Origin of the sequence: Enterobacter sp. UCD-UG_FMILLET (assembly GCF_000762975.1) — a bacterium.
Lineage (GTDB): Bacteria > Pseudomonadota > Gammaproteobacteria > Enterobacterales > Enterobacteriaceae > Enterobacter > Enterobacter dykesii.
On the sequence record NZ_JRJC01000010.1, the window covers coordinates 126,513 to 143,840 of the forward strand.

The following is a 17,328-nucleotide window of genomic DNA, read 5'->3' on the forward strand; positions in this document are numbered from 1 at the left end:
ACTAATTTTTTCCTGAAAGGAGTTTAATATGTCTTATGAAAAAAAGTACGCAATGTGGACCGTCAGCCTGATGAGTCTAAATTTACTGTCATTTTCATCAGTGGCAGCCAGCGTGTGTGCTTCAGCTGGCGATAATGAAGCTCAGACCGTTACCAGTCAGGAAACCGAACAATGTACGGTTTCGCCGTCACTGGGTTTTTTCTCGGTGGCTCAGGGGGCTTCTGTTGATGTTACCCGTGAGGGCGTGGGTGGCGTCGCGGTCTATATTCCGGACAACAATCTGGAAGTGTTTGGTAATGGTGGCACCATCACTTCTGCTTACACGGGTATACGCATAGCCAGTAACGGGCCTGGGGTGTCAAACGAAACTCACATTGATGACTTTATTAATGATGGACTTATATCCGTGACCGGAGGGACAGGTATTGCCGCCGTTTATAACGTTTCAGGGTTTATTGGGGATTTTACAAACAGCGGCACACTGCAGAATGATTCCCTGATCACCAATATAGCCCTCAACAGCGATCTGACCGGAAACGACAATTACACCACCGCCCTTTATAACCTTTCATCAATTGACGCGGTTTTTAATAACGGGAAAATCAAAGCTGCGACAGGTATTACTAACCTTACAACGAGTGGAATAACCAACCGGATAGGTAAAATTGACAATACGGGCACCATTACGGGCTCCGTCGGCAATGGTCTTCTCAACGAAGGAACGATTGGCAGTATCCTCAATGAGTCTGGTGGAATCATTCAGGGGGCAGACACGGGTATAAGCAATGCCGGTAACATCTCTCAGATTGTAAACAGCGGCACAATCAGAGGGGGAAACTGGTCTGTATACAATTCAGGCAACATTAGCGGCGGTATTCACAACTCAGGATTGCTCGATGGCTCTGTTTACCTTGGCAACTCAGCTATTTATATCAGTGGGACCAGAGCGGTTATTAACGGCGCATTAACCGGTCAGGCGGGTTCTGCAGTGTTCGTGGGGGATGGAAACACGTCCGCAGCGTTCACCGCCACGAATAACGCAAGCGTGGACAATATTACCGTCACGTCCGGCAGTTCACTGACGCTCTCACCATCTGCCCGCTGGTCCGCCGCTAACGGCACGGTAAACAACGGCACCCTGAGGCTGGAAAGCGGCAGCATTCTTGACGGGGCCCTGTCCCAGAATGGCACGCTGCTTTTCAGTACGGAGAAAAACGCTGCTTCTGTCATCAATGCCAGCCTGACCAACCGCGGAAGCCTCGTGCTGAATCCCACCCCTGCCAGCGCAGGCAACACCCTGACCGTAAACGGTGACTACATCGGTCTGCCAGGCAGTTCGGTGTCGCTCGGCAGCGTGCTGGCTGGAGATGACTCACTGACCGACCGTCTGGTGGTGAACGGGAACACGCGCGGTGCCAGCACCCTCTTCGTGGCTAACGAGAACGGCGGCGGTGCGCAGACCCTGGACGGCATTCAGCTCATCCGCGTGGGAGGGCGCTCTGACGCGGTGTTCTCGCTGGGTAACCGCGTGGTGGCCGGTGCCTATGACTACAGCCTGCGCAAAGGAAACGTTTCCGGAACTGACCCGGCTGGCTGGTACCTGACCAGTTTCACATCCGTGTCACCTCAGCCCACTCCGGAGCTAGCCAGAATGTACCGTCCGGAGGCAGCAGCCTATACCGCCAACCTGCAGGCGGCGAACACCCTGTTTGATTTGTCGCTGCGTGAACACAGTGGGGAAACGCGCTATACCGACCCTCTGACGGGTGAGAAGCGGACAACCAGCCTGTGGATGCGTAACCTCGGCGGACACGGGCGGACATCAATGGCTGACGGACAGAACAGCACGCAGACTAACCGGTATGTGTTGCAGCTGGGTGGTGACGTTATGCAGGGTTCAACCAGTGGCACCGATGCGGTTCACGCCGGCCTCATGGCGGGATACGGCAGGGCAGACAGCAGCTCGCACAACGGCCTCAGCGGGCGTGACGCAAAAGGCCGCGTGAGCGGATACAGCGCCGGGCTTTACGGAACCTGGTACCAGAACGCGGAGGCAAAGTCCGGCGCGTGGGCAGATACGTGGGTGCAGTACAACTGGTTCCGCAACGAGGTGTCCGGCGACACGCTGCCGACAGAGCGTTACAACAGTCAGGGAATAAAGGCGTCGGCTGAGGGGGGCTACGCGTGGCAGGTGACAAAGTGGGTGAGCGCCGCCGGTATGGAAAACCGGGTATTCCTTGAGCCGCACGCACAGGTCCTCTGGTCCGGCGTCCGAGCGGATGACCACACAGAGGCGGGCGGCACCCGCGTGCAGGGTATTGGAAACGACGGCGTTACCACCCGCCTCGGTCTCAGAGTGTACCTGAACGGGAAAAGCCGGGCAGACCAGCAGACCGTGCGCGAGTTCCAGCCGTTCGTGGAAGTGAACTGGCTGCACAATACACAGGTGTACGGCGTGCGCATGAACGAGGACGCGGATGATGTGCGGGGGAGCCGGAATATCGCCGAGCTGAAAACGGGCGTGGAGGGGCGCCTTTCGCAGAGCCTGACGGGCGCCGTGGTATTCACGCAGCAGGCCGGAGGCGGCGGCTATCGCGACAGTCAGGGTTCGCTGCAGGTGAGCTACCGGTTCTGAGTTCTCACACCGTGGCGGATGACAGTCAGCGGCCTGCCCACCGGCCGCCTTCCAGGCTGCACCCACCCGCCTTTCCGCCTCACGCAGGTACGCAAACCTGGCGCTGTCATCATCGTGGCGGCCCAGGCACTCCCTGAGCTCAAGCCGAATGTAGCACAGTTCCGGAGTACCGGGGTGTCGCCGCAGATGCAGAATGCCTTTATCAAACGGTTTAACCGGACGTACGACCTCATGAATCTCTGAATAACCTGATGCCGGAAGAATACTGGCTGAAGGCCGAAAACGCGGAAATCTCAAAAATTCCGTGGAACTAAATTAAGCGTAACATTCAGGCCACACTGACGTCGTCAGTCAGGTCCGTCCCCTTGTCAGTTGGTGGAGGGAGTGAACAGGATATTCAGGTGACCGGTGTAGTTAACCGCCCGCAGGCTCCTGTAGGGCACGCGCTTTACCTTAACGGTCACGACCGAAGGAACGCAGGGAACCAGGCCCTGAATGCCGTCCGGCAGCTGTACATACTTCAGCCGGCCCTGCGCCGCGCCGCCGTTCTGCATGTTGCTCCAGAAAAAAGGCGTGCGGTTGGTCACGGCCTGGGGCGTACCGGACGGGTCGGTCAGGCTGACGCTGTAGTCCATTTTTCCCGTTCCGCTGTTGTTGTAAACCGCAAAGTAAGGGCCGGTGTTGGCGGCGTTCTGGTCCTGAAACGTCAGCATGTACCGTGATGTGGTCAGCCCCGCGCCATCGTAAAGGCACAGGTCGACGGAGGCGCTGCCCGTCGTCAGGTCGCCGGACGGCTTAACAGGCAGGGGCAGCAGTGCATGTGATGAGTTCTGCTGCGGAAAAAAATGCCGCAGGCTGCGTGGGACCGAAGAAAACATTTATTGAAGGAATATCAGTTTGCTGAAACACATAAGGTGGCGTACCGACTTCGTTTCCTATAGTGAGGCCAGTTAATTGACGAATTTGTAATAATGCAGTTTTCCCCGCACTGGCGCGAACTTTATCAGGGTCATTCACGACCACGTCAAACAATTTCGTTCTTGGCATATTACCCCTGTACTGGTAAAGGCGTCCGTAGTAAGGGGTATCTGGGGCATAACCCGTGTAAGTAACAATAATATCCCTGGATAAAACCAAAACTTCACCGGTTTTGCATACGGACACCCTTCCCGTATTTGCGTACCGGAGCATACCTACACTGGGATTCGCACTCAAGGTACAACCGGGGTCCGGGGCCGTAGTGGAATACATCAGAGGAAAGGATAAGCTCACCTTATGGGGGCGCGCCCATACTACTCTTAGTGTAAAACTGTATAGCCAGGCTTTTCATATAAAGAGTCCCCAGCACAGTCCCTTTTTTGATTTGAGAGACGGGTACATCGTTTCGCACATATTCAGCATCGTAAAAACCCGTAAGAGCAGCCGACGCCGTTTCAGCGTGAAGTGATAACACGATAATAAGCATAATTAAAAAAGGACTAACACGAGCCAGGGAAAAACAGCGGGAGGAGCACATCAGCATGGAATATCTTCTTCTTTCTTAACGGCAGCCAGAGAGGATTGCCAAAGCAGCCAAAGCAGCCAAAGCAGCCAAAGCAGCCAAAGCAATTATACGCACTTCCCGATTCAGGTGCCTGATTCATCTGGCGAAAACAGATTTTGCGAAAAGGAAATTATAATGACAGCCTCATCCGTCACACCCGGTCCGCACTGACGCTCACTGCGCAGACAGGTCGGCCTTCCACGGCAGCAGGTCGCGGACCCGGTTCACCGGCCAGTCCTGGATGTGCGTGAGCACGTAACGCAGCCAGACCTCCGGGGCCACGCCGTTCAGCCGGCAGGTACCGATGAGTGAATACAGCACGGCGGCCCGCTCACCGCCTGCGTCTGAACCGGCAAAAAGCCAGTTCTTCCGGCCCAGGGCAACGCCGCGCAGCGCGTTTTCCGCGATGTTGTTATCTATTTCGACCCAGCCGTTGCCGCAGTATAGGTTAAGTGCATCCCACTGCTTCAGCAGGTACGCGAACGCCTTCGCCGTATCCGAGTGGCGCGACAGCACCTTCATCTGCGCCTGTATCCAGTCGTACAGCGACTGCATCAGCGGAACAGACCTGGCTTTTCTCACCGCCAGCCGTTCGTCTGCCGGGCTGCCGCGTATCCCGGCCTCGATGGCGTACAGCTCACCGATGCGCTTCAGCGCTTCAGTGGTGATGTCCGTTGGTGTACGGACGTGAACGTCGTGGATTTTTCGCCGGGCGTGCGCCATGCAGGCCGCTTCCGTGATGCGCCCGTCTTCGTACAGCGCGTTATAACCACCGTACGCATCCGCCTGCAGGATACCGCGGTACCCCGCAAGGTGCTGCTGCGGATGCATCCCCTTACGGTCCGGGGAGTACGCGAACCAGACCGCCGGCGGCAGCTGCGACCTTGCGTTGCGGTCATCCCGCACGTACACCCACAGCCGGGCCGTGCGGGTTTTGCCGCTGCCCGGCTCCTGAACCGGTACCGGGATATCGTCGGTGTGCACCTTGCCCGGCATCAGCACGTACTGGCGCAGCAGGTCACACAGCGGCGCCAGCAGTTCGCTGACCGCGCCGGACCAGCGCCCCAGCGTGGCCCGGCTCAGCTCCACGCCCTGACGGCGGTAGATTTCCGACTGACGGTAGTGCGGCGTGTGCTCTGCGAACTTCGCCGTGACGATGCGCGCCAGCAGGCCCGGGCCGGCGTAGCTGCGCTCGATGGGTTTTGACGGCATGGCAGCCTGAACGATATGGTCGCACCTGCGGCAGGCCAGCTTCGGCCGCTGCGTTTCGATAACCTTAAAGGCGCTGCTGATGAGCTCCAGCTGCTCCGACACGTCGCAGCCCGGGGGGGGGCTGAGCTCTCCGCCGCACGCCGGGCAGGCGATTTCTGCCGGCAACAGCATGCGGGTTTCGCGCGGGAGTTTGGCGGGGAGAGGTTTACGGGCAGAAGACTGGCGCAGCGGCTGTGGCAGTACCGGGTCATGCTGTTCGCCATCTCCTCCTGCAGGGCGCTGATGCGCTCCTCAGCCTCGCGCACCTGACGTGCCGCTTTCTCACGCAGCTTTTCGGAGCTTTTGCCGAACTGCATGCGCTGCAGTTTCGCAACCAGCGCCTTCAGCCGGTTTATCTCACTGGCGTAGGCCGCCACCCGCTGTGACAGGAGACGGTTGTATTCGACCATCTGTTCAAGGCTTCGCTGCTGTGTGTCCAGCAGCACCCTGAGGCGGGCATTTTCTGCAGAAAGTGAGCGTTCCATGCGCTTGGTGAACAGACACAGGCCGTCCGCATCGGCCCAGAGAATTTTCACCATATCGCCGCGCCTGCCCGGAAGATAAACAGATGCCCGCTGAAGGGGGCCGTTCGCAATGTGTTCTGCACTTTCGCCGCCAGCCCGTTAAAGCTGCAGCGCATATCAGTCACGCCGGCGACCAGCCAGATGCGCGAGCCCGCCGGAAAGTTAATCATGCCTCGATATCCCTGAGTTCGCTGACCAGCGCACGCAGCAGCTCCGGCGTCAGTGTGCCTATCAGTCTCACGGTACCGGAAGGAAGAACCAGTTCGCAGCACAGTGTTTCACCGGAAGTATTTTCCGGCCCGGAGGACGGAACGGTGACGGTTCTGCCCGGTTCGGCGGACAGCATGACAGGAAGCAGTACCGGCTCACTGTTGTGTGGAAGCAACATGCCCCTCCTGTAAAGGCTGCGCCAGTTGAACAACAGGTTATCGTTAAAATGGTCGGTTTGGGGCGGAATACGCAATAGCCCTGATGCTAATTTTTGCTACCAGCGCTCTGGATATTTACTCTCTTTCATCAAGTGAAAGAGCTTACGGATACCGCTTTCGGACGGGGAACACTATCACCGGCTTTCCCGGGCAGCAGATCGCGCAGCCTGTCCCGCGGATTCATGACCGGCTTACGTGACGGGGCGCGTTTTAATTTTTTTAGCTTCAGCCGCAGGGGGAGCCAGCAGCTTGCCCGCGGCTCGTCCTGCTGGTTGCACCCACCCACCTTTCCGCCTCGCGCAGGTCCGCAAACCAGGCGCTGCCGTCGTCGTGGCGGCCCAGGCACTCCCTGAGCTTAAGCCGGATGTAGCCCAGCTCCGGGGGGCCCGGGGTGTCGCCGCAGATGCAGAGTATAAAAGCCCGCAGCGTGCTGCACTCGGTGAAGCCATACCGCCCCAGCCTGCCGGCCAGGTCCGTTGCGCTGAACGTGCCCTCGGCCCGTCCGGTATCCGCGTTTTTACTCATCGGTATCACTGTTTTCTCCCGTCACGCCGGCAGGGTCCGCGCGGTGCCCCCCTGCCGGTCGTTAAAAAGGTCAGGTTGATGCGTTACGGATTGTAGACGGCGCCCGTAGCGCTGATGACGTAGTTGCCCGCTTTGGGGGTACCAAACAGGGCAAGAACAGAATAATTGATACTATTCACTGCATTTTTTTTGACAAAATACTCCCCATCTGGTTGCGTGAACGTACTATAGCTATCGTCTCTGTCGTTAGGTGCTACCACATAGCTTAGCTTGTACTCATCGTCGCCTTCATGGCCCGCCGCATACGTTTCAAATAGTTCCCTTGAAGTAGAGATCCCAAGCAAGGCCAGCCGCGCCTTTGCGCCGGCCTCCTTAATCGCTAGTTTACCCGTTGCAAGAACCACCTCTTTCGAGCCGTCGCTTTTAAGGCCGGCCCTCACTCCGGGCTCTGGGGTAAGGGTGTTTTCCAGCGTTACGGGCTGGCTTATATTCAGCGTGGCAGTGGCGGTAGTTTTATTAGTGATGTCGCCCGTTGTCAGTGTGTCATCAGCCACAGCCATCTGGCTGAAACAGCCGGCTGCAACAAGGGCGGTCAGTAAACGTGCTTTCATGGTATTTTCCTCTGTTATTTATTATTTCTGTACCGGCAGGATTGCCGATATCAGTCTGTTGTGGCCGCGCTCAGCGCAACGGCCCACGTGTCGACGGCGGCCTGCTGGTCGCCATCGGCCTCAATGCGGAACGCAACGCTGCGCTCAGCGTTAACCGTCATCATTCCGCCTTCCGGTGGCGGCCCCGGCTGCCATCCCTCGCCGCTCAGGCGCACCCGCAGGATGTTCCCGGCATGCCGCTGCCCGATCAGTACACAGCGGACTGAGCTGTTACCCGGCGCATGTGTGGCGCACCACAACCGGAAGCCGCCGTGCGGGTCGTTGCTGCTGACGCGCCCCCGCATCAGCAGCGTGCCATCCCTGACCGGCCCGGCCTGCAGGCCGGGGGTGGCGGTCAGCTGAAGCACAGGGCCGGCCTGAGCGGCTCCCGCCACGGTCAGCAGTAGCCCCGTCAGGGCAAGTTGCCAGCGCCGGGCGCTGGCGGTTGCGTTATTCATGTTCTTCTCCGTGTTGTGCAGCCCGGCGACAGACCGCGTTGAAGGTGTAAAGCCCAGCCGGGCCCTTTTCTCCGGGCAGCAGGTAGTCCGCCTGACAGCGTTCGCTACCCGCGCGCACCATCAGGCGGCCCGCAGGCGGCAGGCCGGTCAGAAAGGCCTGCCCGCTGCCGTCCGCAAGGCCCGCGCTGCCAGCCTGTCCCGCCACGCTCACCCGCGCCCCGAACGGCACGGGTGTCCCGTCCGGGTGCTGAAGCGTGACCAGCGCCCGGGCGCCGGTCCGCGTCCGGAATGTCGCCATTACTACAGCACCTGCCGCCGGCACCACTCTCACGTCGGTCTGCGGCACGTCCGCATCGTCCGGCAGAGTGGTAGGGTCCAGGCTCACCGTGTTGTCCTGATAGTCCGCCAGCCCGGACACGGCGGTGTAGCCGCGCCGATCCGTACTGACCCCGGGCCAGCCGCCCACGGCCACATCAGCGGCGCCCGGGGCACTCACCAGCGCAACCGTGTCCGATAGCGGCTGGCTGAACGTCACTCCGTGCCGGTGAGCTATCACGCCGCCCGCCACACTGACGTCGGCCTGCCGGCCCGACGCGCCGTAGCTGTAGCCGGCAGCGGCCGTACCGTAGGCCCCGGCCCATCCCGCGTGCAGGCTGCCGCCCGTCGGGTCTGACCCGCTGCCGGAACGGTAGTTTTCTCGCACGCTCCAGTCCAGCTGGTCGTTCACCGCCCGGCCACTCAGCGCCACTTCCTGAGACTGTACGCCCTGATACGGGGCCGTCAGGCTCCAGCTGGCGTTGGTGCTACGGCCCAGCGGGACGCTCAGCCACAGGCTCAGCAGACTGTCCCGACAACCGCGCCCAGTACGACTCTGCTGCCAGCTGAGCGACATGGACGCGCCGTGCAGCGACGTGCTCCAGCTGGCGCCGTAACCGTAGTCCGGTCCACCGTCACCCCGCCAGTCCGTGCGGGTGACGTTCAGACCCAGCCCGCCCGCTGCGCCCATCGACTGGCTCACCTGCAGCGTGCTTCGACCGCGCACGGACCGCTGTGCGTATCCCATGGAGTCGTTACCGTTGCGCCGCCAGCGGTCCAGGGTATCAGACATGGACCGGTAGCCCGGTGAGTTGTACTGCACGCTCGACAGCGCAAGGCTTGTCGTGTCGCCCAGCCTGCTGCTGTATCGCACCCGCCAGGCGGCTCCCGCCTGCGCCCCGTCGTACGGGGTGCGGGCCCGGGCCGCCGTGGCGTCAGCCGAGACGGCACCCCAGCGCCCCAGCGAGCTACCCAGTCCCAGCGACGCTGCGCTGTAGTCTGCCGCCTCCTGCAGTCCTCCATAGAGGGTCAGCCCGCGGGGCAGCCCGTACATCAGGGTGGCCTGCGCGAACGTCGCCGGAGCAACTCCCGCCTCAGACGGGCGGTAGCGGCCCGCAGTCACGCTGTACCTGAGGTATCCCTGATGCAGCGCCACGGCAGGCGTCTGCCACGGAACCGTAAAGAACTGGTTATGCCCGTCCGCCTCATGCACCGTGACCTGCAGGTCCTCTCCGCCCTGTCCCGCAGGCAAATCCTCAATACTGAAAGGCCCGGGCGCGACCTGCAGCATCCTGAGCAGATAGCCGTGCTGGCGTATCTCAATCCTGGCCCGGGTGCGGGCCACCCCCCTCACCGCCGGCGTGTAGCCGCGCTCGTCCGCCGGTATCATGGCCTCGTCGGTGGCAAGCATGGCACCGGTGAACGGCACGCCATCAAACACGTCGCCGGAGGTGGTACGCTCACCGAGCGTCAGGCGGCTCTTTATCTTCATGAACCCGCGCTCTGCCCAGGTGTAAGCCCGCTGCCAGCGTTCCCCGCTCTTCCAGCTCAGGCTGCTGCGCACGCGCCACGGGCCGGCATTGATGCCCGGCTGCAGCTGTGCCCACGAGGTTTCCGCCGGACCGCTGGGCTGGCCGTCCGTGCGTGAGGTGCCGGCGCTGTAGTTCATCCTGAAGGCGGTGATGCCGTTGTCCCAGAGCGCCTCCGGCGCAAGACCGCCGTAGTGCGGGCGCAGGGCGGCCTGCGGAATGTCCAGTCTCAGCTGTAGTGCCGCCACATCCGCCGTCACCCGCGCCTGCGGTATGGCCGACAGGCGGGCGCACGTTTTTCCACCTTCCGCCAGCGCAGGCCAGGCCGCTGTGTTGACGCCCCAGCGCAGCAGCTGTGCCACGCTCAGGCAGGGCTGCAGGCTGTCTCCCGACGGCGCTTTCACAAGCCGCAGCGTGATGTCCTGACTGTCAACCTGTTCGCCGTTAAGCAGGACATCCATCCGGTAGGTGCCCGGCTGCTGCAGACCCTGTTCAAACAGCGACAGGTCCGCGTTTTTTGCCGCGCCGCCGAGCAGCGAGGCGTCAAAATGATACTGCTGTGCGGCAGCGCCAGAGGTGAAGCACGCTACCGGCAGGGCCGCGATGAAAGCTGCACGGCGCACACTCCCTCCTTCTCTTCGCGTTAAACAGGCTAAATCAGTCAGCTGCGGCCTCGAAACGGCGGCTCTCGCCGCCCTGGTCGTTGATGACGCTCCACTTCACGGCCCCGTCCGCGCCCGCTGGCAGCGGCAGCGTCACACTCCCTTGGGGAGGGACATAGGTCAGGTTATCGACCTCTTTCCCTCCCACGCTCACCGCCTTCAGGTTCATGTAAAATGGTGTCGGGTTGCTGACCCTTAACTCCTTATCCGCCCGCACCCAGGTGAGTGCGCCGGCCGCACCTTCCGGACTGCCTTTCAGGCCGGACGGCCTGAAAATCAGCTTGTCACACGAGCTGATGGCCATGTTCACTGTCACCGACACCCCGGACGCGTTGTCCGATGCTTCACCCGACGGCGGCAGCGCCTTCACGCACAACCAGTACAGGCTCTCCCGCGTCTGAGGAAGGCTGCCTCCGGTGCGGATAATGCGCAGCCGGCTCTGCTGGTTTGCTTCAAGGCGGAACAGCGGCGGCGTGACCAGGAAGGGAGCCGGCGTTTTGCGGTCCTCGCCGGTCACCGAGGACTGGACCAGCATGGGTCGGTCCTGTGGGTTTGACACCGACAGTTGCGCGCCGGCCGCACCTTCCGGGTAGATGACCCGCGTGGTACCGAGCGTCACACTGAAGGTGTTCTGGCTCGTTGCTGGCAGCATTTCCGCCGCTGTTGCAGAGAAGCACTGAGTAAACAAGGCCCCGGTCAGCAGGGCTGTGGTGATGAGTGAGTTGTTCATGAGATGTTCCCGTTATATTCACGCCGTCAGGCAAAATACAGGTTGCCGTCTGCATGAAAGGAATAAGCGCGGCGGCCTGTCAACTTAGGTCTTAATTCAGGGCGCGAATCATACTGTCGGGAGGGGGGGAGGGAAAACCCGCCTGTAGTTAAGGCATCGTTAACTTTCGGGAAAGGCACAAGCGCACAGAGCGGGAAGGGGGCGATACACCTTGCCCGTGGTCGGAGTACCTGTCGGCTGCACCGCAGGCAACCATTCTTAGCTCCCTCTCCCGCCTTTGATCTGTGCTTTCACAAGGCGGCAGCAGGTCTCTCACCACGGGCGTCGGGGCTTGAAAAAAAAGAGTTCTTCTTTAAGCTATCCTGTTATTGCATAGGCTCCCTGACAGACGTGATGAAAAACACATCAGCTCTGTTTCTTGTACATACTGATTAAGGAACCATGATGGATAAGGATAATAACCGTGGTATGCGGGACTGGCTTATCTTCATCCGCACGGCAGAAGCCGGAAGCATTTCAGAGGCTGCCCGGCAGTTGAATATCAGTACCGCTGCCGTCAGCAAGGCCGTCAGTCGCTTTGAGGAGTATCTGGGTGCGGTGTTGTTTAGCCGGACGTCACAGGGAATGAACCTGACCGAAGCGGGCCAGACAACGTTAAACCGTGCTCGGGAGATCACAGAGTCCTTTCATTCGCTGCTTGAGGACATCCGTAACCCGGACAATGAAATAAAGGGGCATATCCGTCTTACGGCACCCGCCATCGTGTGTGAGTTTCTGGCCAATGAATGGGTCTTCGATTATGCGCAGATGCATCCGAAGGTGAAGGTGTTTCTCGACGCACGTGAACGTAGCGATCTCAGCCGGGAATCTCCCGAACTGGATGACCTGGTATTACGAAGCGGCAGGATTGAAAGTGAAGACCTGGTGCACAGAAAACTTTCTCCTCTGAAGCTTGTGCTGTGTGCCAGTCCCCGTTATCTTGAGCAGCATCCGGCCATTTCTCATCCGCGCGATCTGGAAAATCATCAGCTTCTGGGGCTGCACCACCACGGCCTTGCTGGTCCGATCCTGTTTTTCAGAGGAGAAGAGTCCTATGCGCTGGAGCGTGATGCTGAAGCAGGCATTTCTTCAAACAATCTGTTCGCTATGTTGAACCTGGCGATTCAGGGACGCGGGATCAGCGTCGCCACGCCCGGCTGGCTGGCTTCCGGTTATTTAGGGCGTGGACAACTTGAAATCATTCTGCCGGAATGGAATATCCCTGACCTCCCTGCATGGCTTATCTGGCGGCAGCGCCCCCGACAGACCAGGATTTTCACCGATTTCTGCAATTATATAGAGGAGCGCTGGAACACGCGGCCTCAGCTTCTTGCTGATAACCATGCGGCGCCTCAGCTGCAGCCCGATTTTCTTGCTCGGCACGACAGCGGAAAACCGTAACCGCACAGTGCGAAGGACGCTGTCGTATTTGCCATGGAACCGCCGCCATCTGACATAGTGCTGATATCCTTGCCCAGGCTCCGGCCGAATATCATCTATAAGCATGATTACGAAAGTAAGGGGCTTATGTAGGCCGTTTATTGACGTTTAAATTGCGGTGAGATCGACCTTCTATTGCAGCAATCGCGCAGCCTGCTAACCGGCTGAGTGACCTGCTGCCGTGGAAAGCCGACCTGTCTGCGCAGTAAGCGTCAGCGCGGACCGGGAGTGACGGATGAGGCTGTCATTATAATTTCCTTTTCGGAAAATCTGATTTCTCCAGATGAATCAGGTACCTGAGGCCGGCAGGGCGTATATTTGCTTTGGCTGCTTTGGCAATCCTCTCTGACTGCCGTTAAGAAAGAAGAAGATATCCTATGCTGAAGTGCCCCTCCCCGGTTCGCGTACGTCCTTTTTTAATTATGCCCGTCATCGCCGTTACCCGGGACATCATTGCAGCCGCTACAACGGCTCTGGAGCGTATCTGGAAGGATGGCCACCGGTATGCCAAAGCCGGTGTGATGCTGAATGACTTCACCGGCTCCGGTGTTTCGCAGCTGCAGCTGTTCGACGAACGTCCGCCACGTCCTCACAGCGCCGAGCTGATGAAGGTTCTTGATGGCATTAATCATTCCGGTCTGGGACAGGTCTGGTTTGCCGGAAGAGGGATTGCGCCTGCATGGCAAATGAAACGCGATATGCTCTCCCCTGCGTACACCACTCGCTGGAAAGATATCCCCATAGCGAGGATCGGTTAAATTTCGCCTTTCAGAGAGAGCCAGTAGTGCTCGCCGCAGCCGAACGGCAGGGCGAAGCCCGCGAGTGAGCGAGGAAGCACCAGGGAACTGCACGGACAAATTCTGCTTACGCTCGGAGTCTAATGGTTAGCTTCTTCAGATTTATCCACTTATCCACGGACATATTTTTATAAGATCTTTTTAATAGGTTGTTAGGTTTACCTTTTTAGAACGTCTCTCAGCCCTTTATTCATGCGGGTTTGAGAAGGATCTTTGTGACAATTTGCCCTTTCAGTGTGACAAATCACCCTCAAAACCCCGGTTTATCTGTGACAGATTGCCCTTAACCCTGTGACAAATTGCCCTCAAAAGCTGCAGTATTTCACAAAGTTATCCCTACCTGTTGACTCTTTTTCATTTAGTGTGACAATCTTAAAATCTGTCACACTTTACACGGATCTGTCATGATGGAAGTTGCGGTTATCAACCATAAAAAACGTAAGAATAGCCCGCGTATAGTTCAGTCAAACGAACTGACTGAGGCGGCATACAGTCTGTCCCGCGATCAAAAGCGTATGCTTTATCTCTTTGTGGACCAGATCAGAAAATCTGACGGTACGCTGCAGGAGCATGATGGGATCTGTGAAATTCAGGTCGCCAAATATGCGGAAACCTTCGGCCTGACCTCCGCCGAGGCCAGTAAAGATATCCGTCAGGCGCTCAAGGGGTTCGCGGGTAAGGAAGTGGTCTTTTATCGCCCTGAAGAAGATGCAGGTGAAGAAAAGGGATATGAATCCTTCCCCTGGTTCATCAAACGTGCCCACAGTCCATCCAGAGGACTGTACAGCGTACATATCAACCCTTACCTCATCCCTTTCTTCATTGGTCTTCAGAACCGTTTTACACAGTTCCGACTCAGTGAAACGAAAGAGATCACGAATCCTTATGCCATGCGTCTCTACGAGTCGTTATGCCAGTACCGTAAGCCGGATGGCTCTGGCGTGGTATCCCTGAAAATTGACTGGATCATGGAGCGCTACCAGCTTCCGCAAAGCTATCAGCGTATGCCAGACTTCCGCCGTCGTTTCCTGCAGGCGAGTGTCGATGAAATCAACAGCAGAACGCCGATGCGGTTATCGTATATCGAGAAAAAGAAAGGCCGCCAGACTACTCATATAGTCTTTTCCTTCAGTGACATAACATCCATCACCCCTGAATGAATCTGAGGGTTCGATGTCACAAACATGAGGGTGGTTCGTCACACTTTGATTCTAAAGTTAAGGGTAATTTGTCACAGATGCTACCTTCACACCCGAACCGTACTGGAATTATGGTTCGCACCAGCTCAGAATCTTAGCTTTTTACCGCTGATTGAGGGCAGTTTGTCACAGTTAGCTAAGGGCAACTTATCACTCATTAGTTTGAGCACTGAGTGTCATTTGTCACAGATAGCATAACAGCATCCTCTATCCTGTAATTCTGCTTCAGGGCTAATTGTCACACTTTGCCTGAAACAATTCGGCTTCAGCGCTATCTCCGCATTTTTCCAGCGGTGAAAATGTGTCTGAGCAGAACGATATTAAACGTTTTATCTGAAGCCGCTGGCCAGCCCGGAGGATCTGTTAACAACACCCCTTCTTGCGCCATCCAGCTGTGAGTTTTGTGTTTGCGCTCGATGTACTCCCTGGACTCATACCCCATCGTTTCAATGATGAAGGTCGTCACTGAACTTTCTTTGGCCGGACCTACGTTCAGGATAAAATCGGGGTGAATGTCTTCCTCCTCACCGTCCTTGATGCTTTTTGTCGTGAACAAGGGCTTGCTGAGACTGATCGCATCCGGATGATTTGGTTGACGGCCGGCATAACTGCTGGCGTTGATGATCACCTTCAGGGTTTCACGCTCCCTGTTACTGTCGACGGGAACTGGATTATCAAGCGTGTAGGCGGCATGGGCGTAGCCTTCATGGCAATAAACGTTACCATCTCCTCCCCTCCGGTATTCCAGAATTGTCCAGTAAGGGGCGCGGCTGCCGACATTGTATGTGTTTTCACCATTGATACTGACCCTAGCCTCCGGTCGGTGCACGAAGTTTTTCCCACGAACGCTGAAGACTACCTCTTCCCGGCTGACGTCTGTCGCTATCCCGATGACATACACGCACGGTTCTTTTTTCTGGCTGTTGATACCCAGCATCGTTTCCAGCTCTGAAAGCATGCAACCAATACGCTCGATGCTTAACCAGGGTACACAGCTGAATAACTTGCTCAGAGGTGTGCCGTTGCTCATTGAGTGGTCTTCCAGCACGTCTTTGAGCCTGCTGATCGCCCCCGTAAGCCCAGGACTCTGGTACTCAGGAATCAGTTCAAGCTGGTTCAGGCCCGCAGCCTGGATAAGCGTCAGTAATTTACGCCCCAGAGCCGGAACGGGTTTCAGCATTTTTCGCTTGCGCTTACGTGGTTCTACCGGTTCTTCCACGGTGGCAGCTCTGACATCCTTCTTCTTGTCCGGTAGCCAGTCATCCCCGCCAACAGGATTCAGTGGGCTTGTTTTACCTTCAACAACCGTGTTGTCAGCGTCTTTCTCTTTTTTCAGACGAAACAGCGGACACTGTTCGTCATGCGGCCTTGTGGTCTTTACATGACGTAATTTGGCTACGTTCACTTCACAATTAAATGGGCCTTCAGCTTCAGGGTCAGGGTTAACACAGTCGCACTTGATCCACAGTTCCTGTCTGTCCATCTCGTTGAGAACCATATTCACAATGCGCAAATCTGCCTGGCCTGGTTTTCGCCCATTACTGAAGACGTGAAGCAGGGCTTCCTTTTCAGCCAGAGTCAGTTTCCTCTCAAACCGTCCTCTGGGATTTTTTTTCCAGACCAGTTCCATTCCTTTCTCCTGACAGCGAAACGCTTCAAATAATGATATTGAAATGAATTTCAAAAGTATTACAAACGAAATACAAATGAAACACAATAAACCATACTTCTGGAATGAAAATGAAGTACAGGTACTGAGATTCAACTTATCTCTCGTACTTCATTTTTCGACGACGCTCTTCATAAATGAAATACAAATAAAACACAAAAGGATTACATTTGTACGTCATCATTATTCTGGAATTGCTGCTGAAGCCCATCCAGAATCTGTTTGTCTATACCAGCCAGAAACACGTGCATGAGCTCCTCGAGCTGATTTACATGATGGCACTCAATTAAGTGGTGCTTCCCTTTCTTATCCCGGCCATTTCGATGAACAATGTCGTGTCTAATGATCACTGAACGCGCTATATCATTCAATATGTTGGGCGGGAAACTGACAAGGAGACATTCCTGATAGAGTTGTTTCACTGTCGGAATATGATGAAACGACAGGCTGAGCAATGCCGTCTCGATAGTCTTGTCCAGCGAATCGAGCAGATTGAAGACCTCTGAAAGTGGCTTTTTGGAGCTATTCTGGAATGCCTCGTAGCTCTCAACGAAACGTCGCTTAACAGGAGGATGCTTTACTGCCCGTATGAAAATATCTGCAAGGTAAGCTTCCATAACGGTAATTATGCCGGAGTAACACATTCTCACCAGTACAGGATTTTCGGGTGCAGAGGCGACCAGTGTACTTAACTCTGAAAGGCTCTGTCTGGCATGTCTAAGCGGTTGAGTGGCTCCTGCATGTTTTTCTTCCAGATCGTCAAAATCATCAGTCCATCCGGCAGAAATGAGCCATTTCAGGTCCAGTTCGCATACAGCGTCATCCTCAGTGATTAGCAGAATCGCTAAAGCGTAAAAGTCTTGTTGTGTACACGGGAAATTAAAGTTCGTATCACGAACCCAGGAGCAATCGTCGTCGACCCAGCTGACCATCA

At 57.0% G+C, this 17,328-nt stretch carries 12 protein-coding genes and 4 pseudogenes; 5 read left to right on the top strand and 11 right to left on the bottom strand.

Going from position 1 to position 17,328, the window contains the following annotated elements; translation table 11 throughout:
- Window positions 1–28 precede the first annotated feature (28 nt).
- Both LA04_RS05600 and LA04_RS24695 read left to right on the top strand, forming a co-directional pair.
- Window positions 29–2,635 carry an autotransporter outer membrane beta-barrel domain-containing protein gene (locus LA04_RS05600; protein ID WP_233443255.1) on the top strand — a complete coding sequence of 869 codons (2,607 nt, stop codon included), beginning with the start codon at window positions 29–31 and terminating at the stop codon, window positions 2,633–2,635.
- Window positions 2,636–2,859: 224 nt separating this feature from the next.
- A pseudogene (locus LA04_RS24695) lies at window positions 2,860–2,949 on the top strand (integrase); the annotation flags it as partial.
- A 54-nt stretch (window positions 2,950–3,003) separates the two neighbouring features.
- Here the strand turns inward: LA04_RS24695 and LA04_RS05610 are convergent.
- The 9 genes and pseudogenes from LA04_RS05610 to LA04_RS05655 all read right to left on the bottom strand — a co-directional run bounded on the left by LA04_RS05610 (window position 3,004) and on the right by LA04_RS05655 (window position 11,250).
- Window positions 3,004–3,513: a CfaE/CblD family pilus tip adhesin gene (locus tag LA04_RS05610; protein ID WP_047650786.1), complete on the bottom strand. Its 510-nt coding sequence runs from the start codon at window positions 3,511–3,513 to the stop codon at window positions 3,004–3,006.
- Complete coding sequence (locus tag LA04_RS24700; RefSeq protein WP_200882518.1) at window positions 3,431–3,682, bottom strand: hypothetical protein; 252 nt, start codon at window positions 3,680–3,682, stop codon at window positions 3,431–3,433. The genes LA04_RS05610 and LA04_RS24700 overlap by 83 nt, the downstream gene beginning before the upstream one ends.
- A gap of 670 nt (window positions 3,683–4,352) precedes the next feature.
- Window positions 4,353–5,914 (bottom strand): annotated as a pseudogene (gene tnpC / locus LA04_RS05620) (IS66 family transposase).
- A pseudogene (tnpB, locus tag LA04_RS24705) lies at window positions 5,906–6,123 on the bottom strand (IS66 family insertion sequence element accessory protein TnpB); the annotation flags it as partial. The pseudogenes tnpC and tnpB, both read right to left, overlap by 9 nt.
- Window positions 6,120–6,341: a hypothetical protein gene (locus tag LA04_RS05630; RefSeq protein ID WP_185807270.1), complete on the bottom strand. Its 222-nt coding sequence runs from the start codon at window positions 6,339–6,341 to the stop codon at window positions 6,120–6,122. The pseudogene tnpB and the gene LA04_RS05630, both read right to left, overlap by 4 nt.
- Before the next feature lie 648 nt (window positions 6,342–6,989).
- Window positions 6,990–7,517, bottom strand: a complete 528-nt coding sequence (locus LA04_RS05640) for a hypothetical protein (protein ID WP_047650789.1) — start codon at window positions 7,515–7,517, stop codon at window positions 6,990–6,992.
- Window positions 7,518–7,567: 50 nt separating this feature from the next.
- Window positions 7,568–8,014, bottom strand: coding sequence for an AfaD family invasin (gene afaD / locus LA04_RS05645; RefSeq protein WP_052119525.1), 447 nt, complete (start codon window positions 8,012–8,014; stop codon window positions 7,568–7,570).
- On the bottom strand, window positions 8,007–10,481 hold the full coding sequence (locus LA04_RS05650; protein ID WP_047650790.1) for a fimbria/pilus outer membrane usher protein: 2,475 nt from the start codon (window positions 10,479–10,481) through the stop codon (window positions 8,007–8,009). The genes afaD and LA04_RS05650 overlap by 8 nt, the downstream gene beginning before the upstream one ends.
- 34 nt (window positions 10,482–10,515) lie before the next feature.
- Window positions 10,516–11,250 carry a fimbria/pilus periplasmic chaperone gene (locus LA04_RS05655; RefSeq protein ID WP_047650791.1) on the bottom strand — a complete coding sequence of 245 codons (735 nt, stop codon included), beginning with the start codon at window positions 11,248–11,250 and terminating at the stop codon, window positions 10,516–10,518.
- Between the two features lie 441 nt (window positions 11,251–11,691).
- Between LA04_RS05655 and LA04_RS05660 the strand changes: the two genes are divergently transcribed.
- From LA04_RS05660 to repE, 3 genes and pseudogenes are all read left to right on the top strand, one after another.
- The gene (locus LA04_RS05660; protein WP_052119526.1) at window positions 11,692–12,690 is read left to right on the top strand and encodes a LysR family transcriptional regulator; all 999 of its coding nucleotides are present in this window, start codon (window positions 11,692–11,694) and stop codon (window positions 12,688–12,690) included.
- Window positions 12,691–13,169: 479 nt separating this feature from the next.
- Window positions 13,170–13,487: pseudogene (locus LA04_RS05665) on the top strand (DUF4113 domain-containing protein); the annotation flags it as partial.
- A gap of 443 nt (window positions 13,488–13,930) precedes the next feature.
- Window positions 13,931–14,686, top strand: a complete 756-nt coding sequence (gene repE / locus LA04_RS05670) for a replication initiation protein RepE (RefSeq protein ID WP_047650795.1) — start codon at window positions 13,931–13,933, stop codon at window positions 14,684–14,686.
- 310 nt (window positions 14,687–14,996) lie between these two features.
- Here the strand turns inward: repE and LA04_RS05675 are convergent, their stop codons facing one another.
- Window positions 14,997–16,355 (bottom strand): hypothetical protein, encoded by a 1,359-nt coding sequence (locus tag LA04_RS05675; protein ID WP_047650796.1) that lies wholly within the window; start codon window positions 16,353–16,355, stop codon window positions 14,997–14,999.
- A 203-nt stretch (window positions 16,356–16,558) separates the two neighbouring features.
- Window positions 16,559–17,328: HEPN/Toprim-associated domain-containing protein (locus LA04_RS24630; protein ID WP_052119527.1), on the bottom strand; the 770-nt coding region annotated here is incomplete at its 5' end.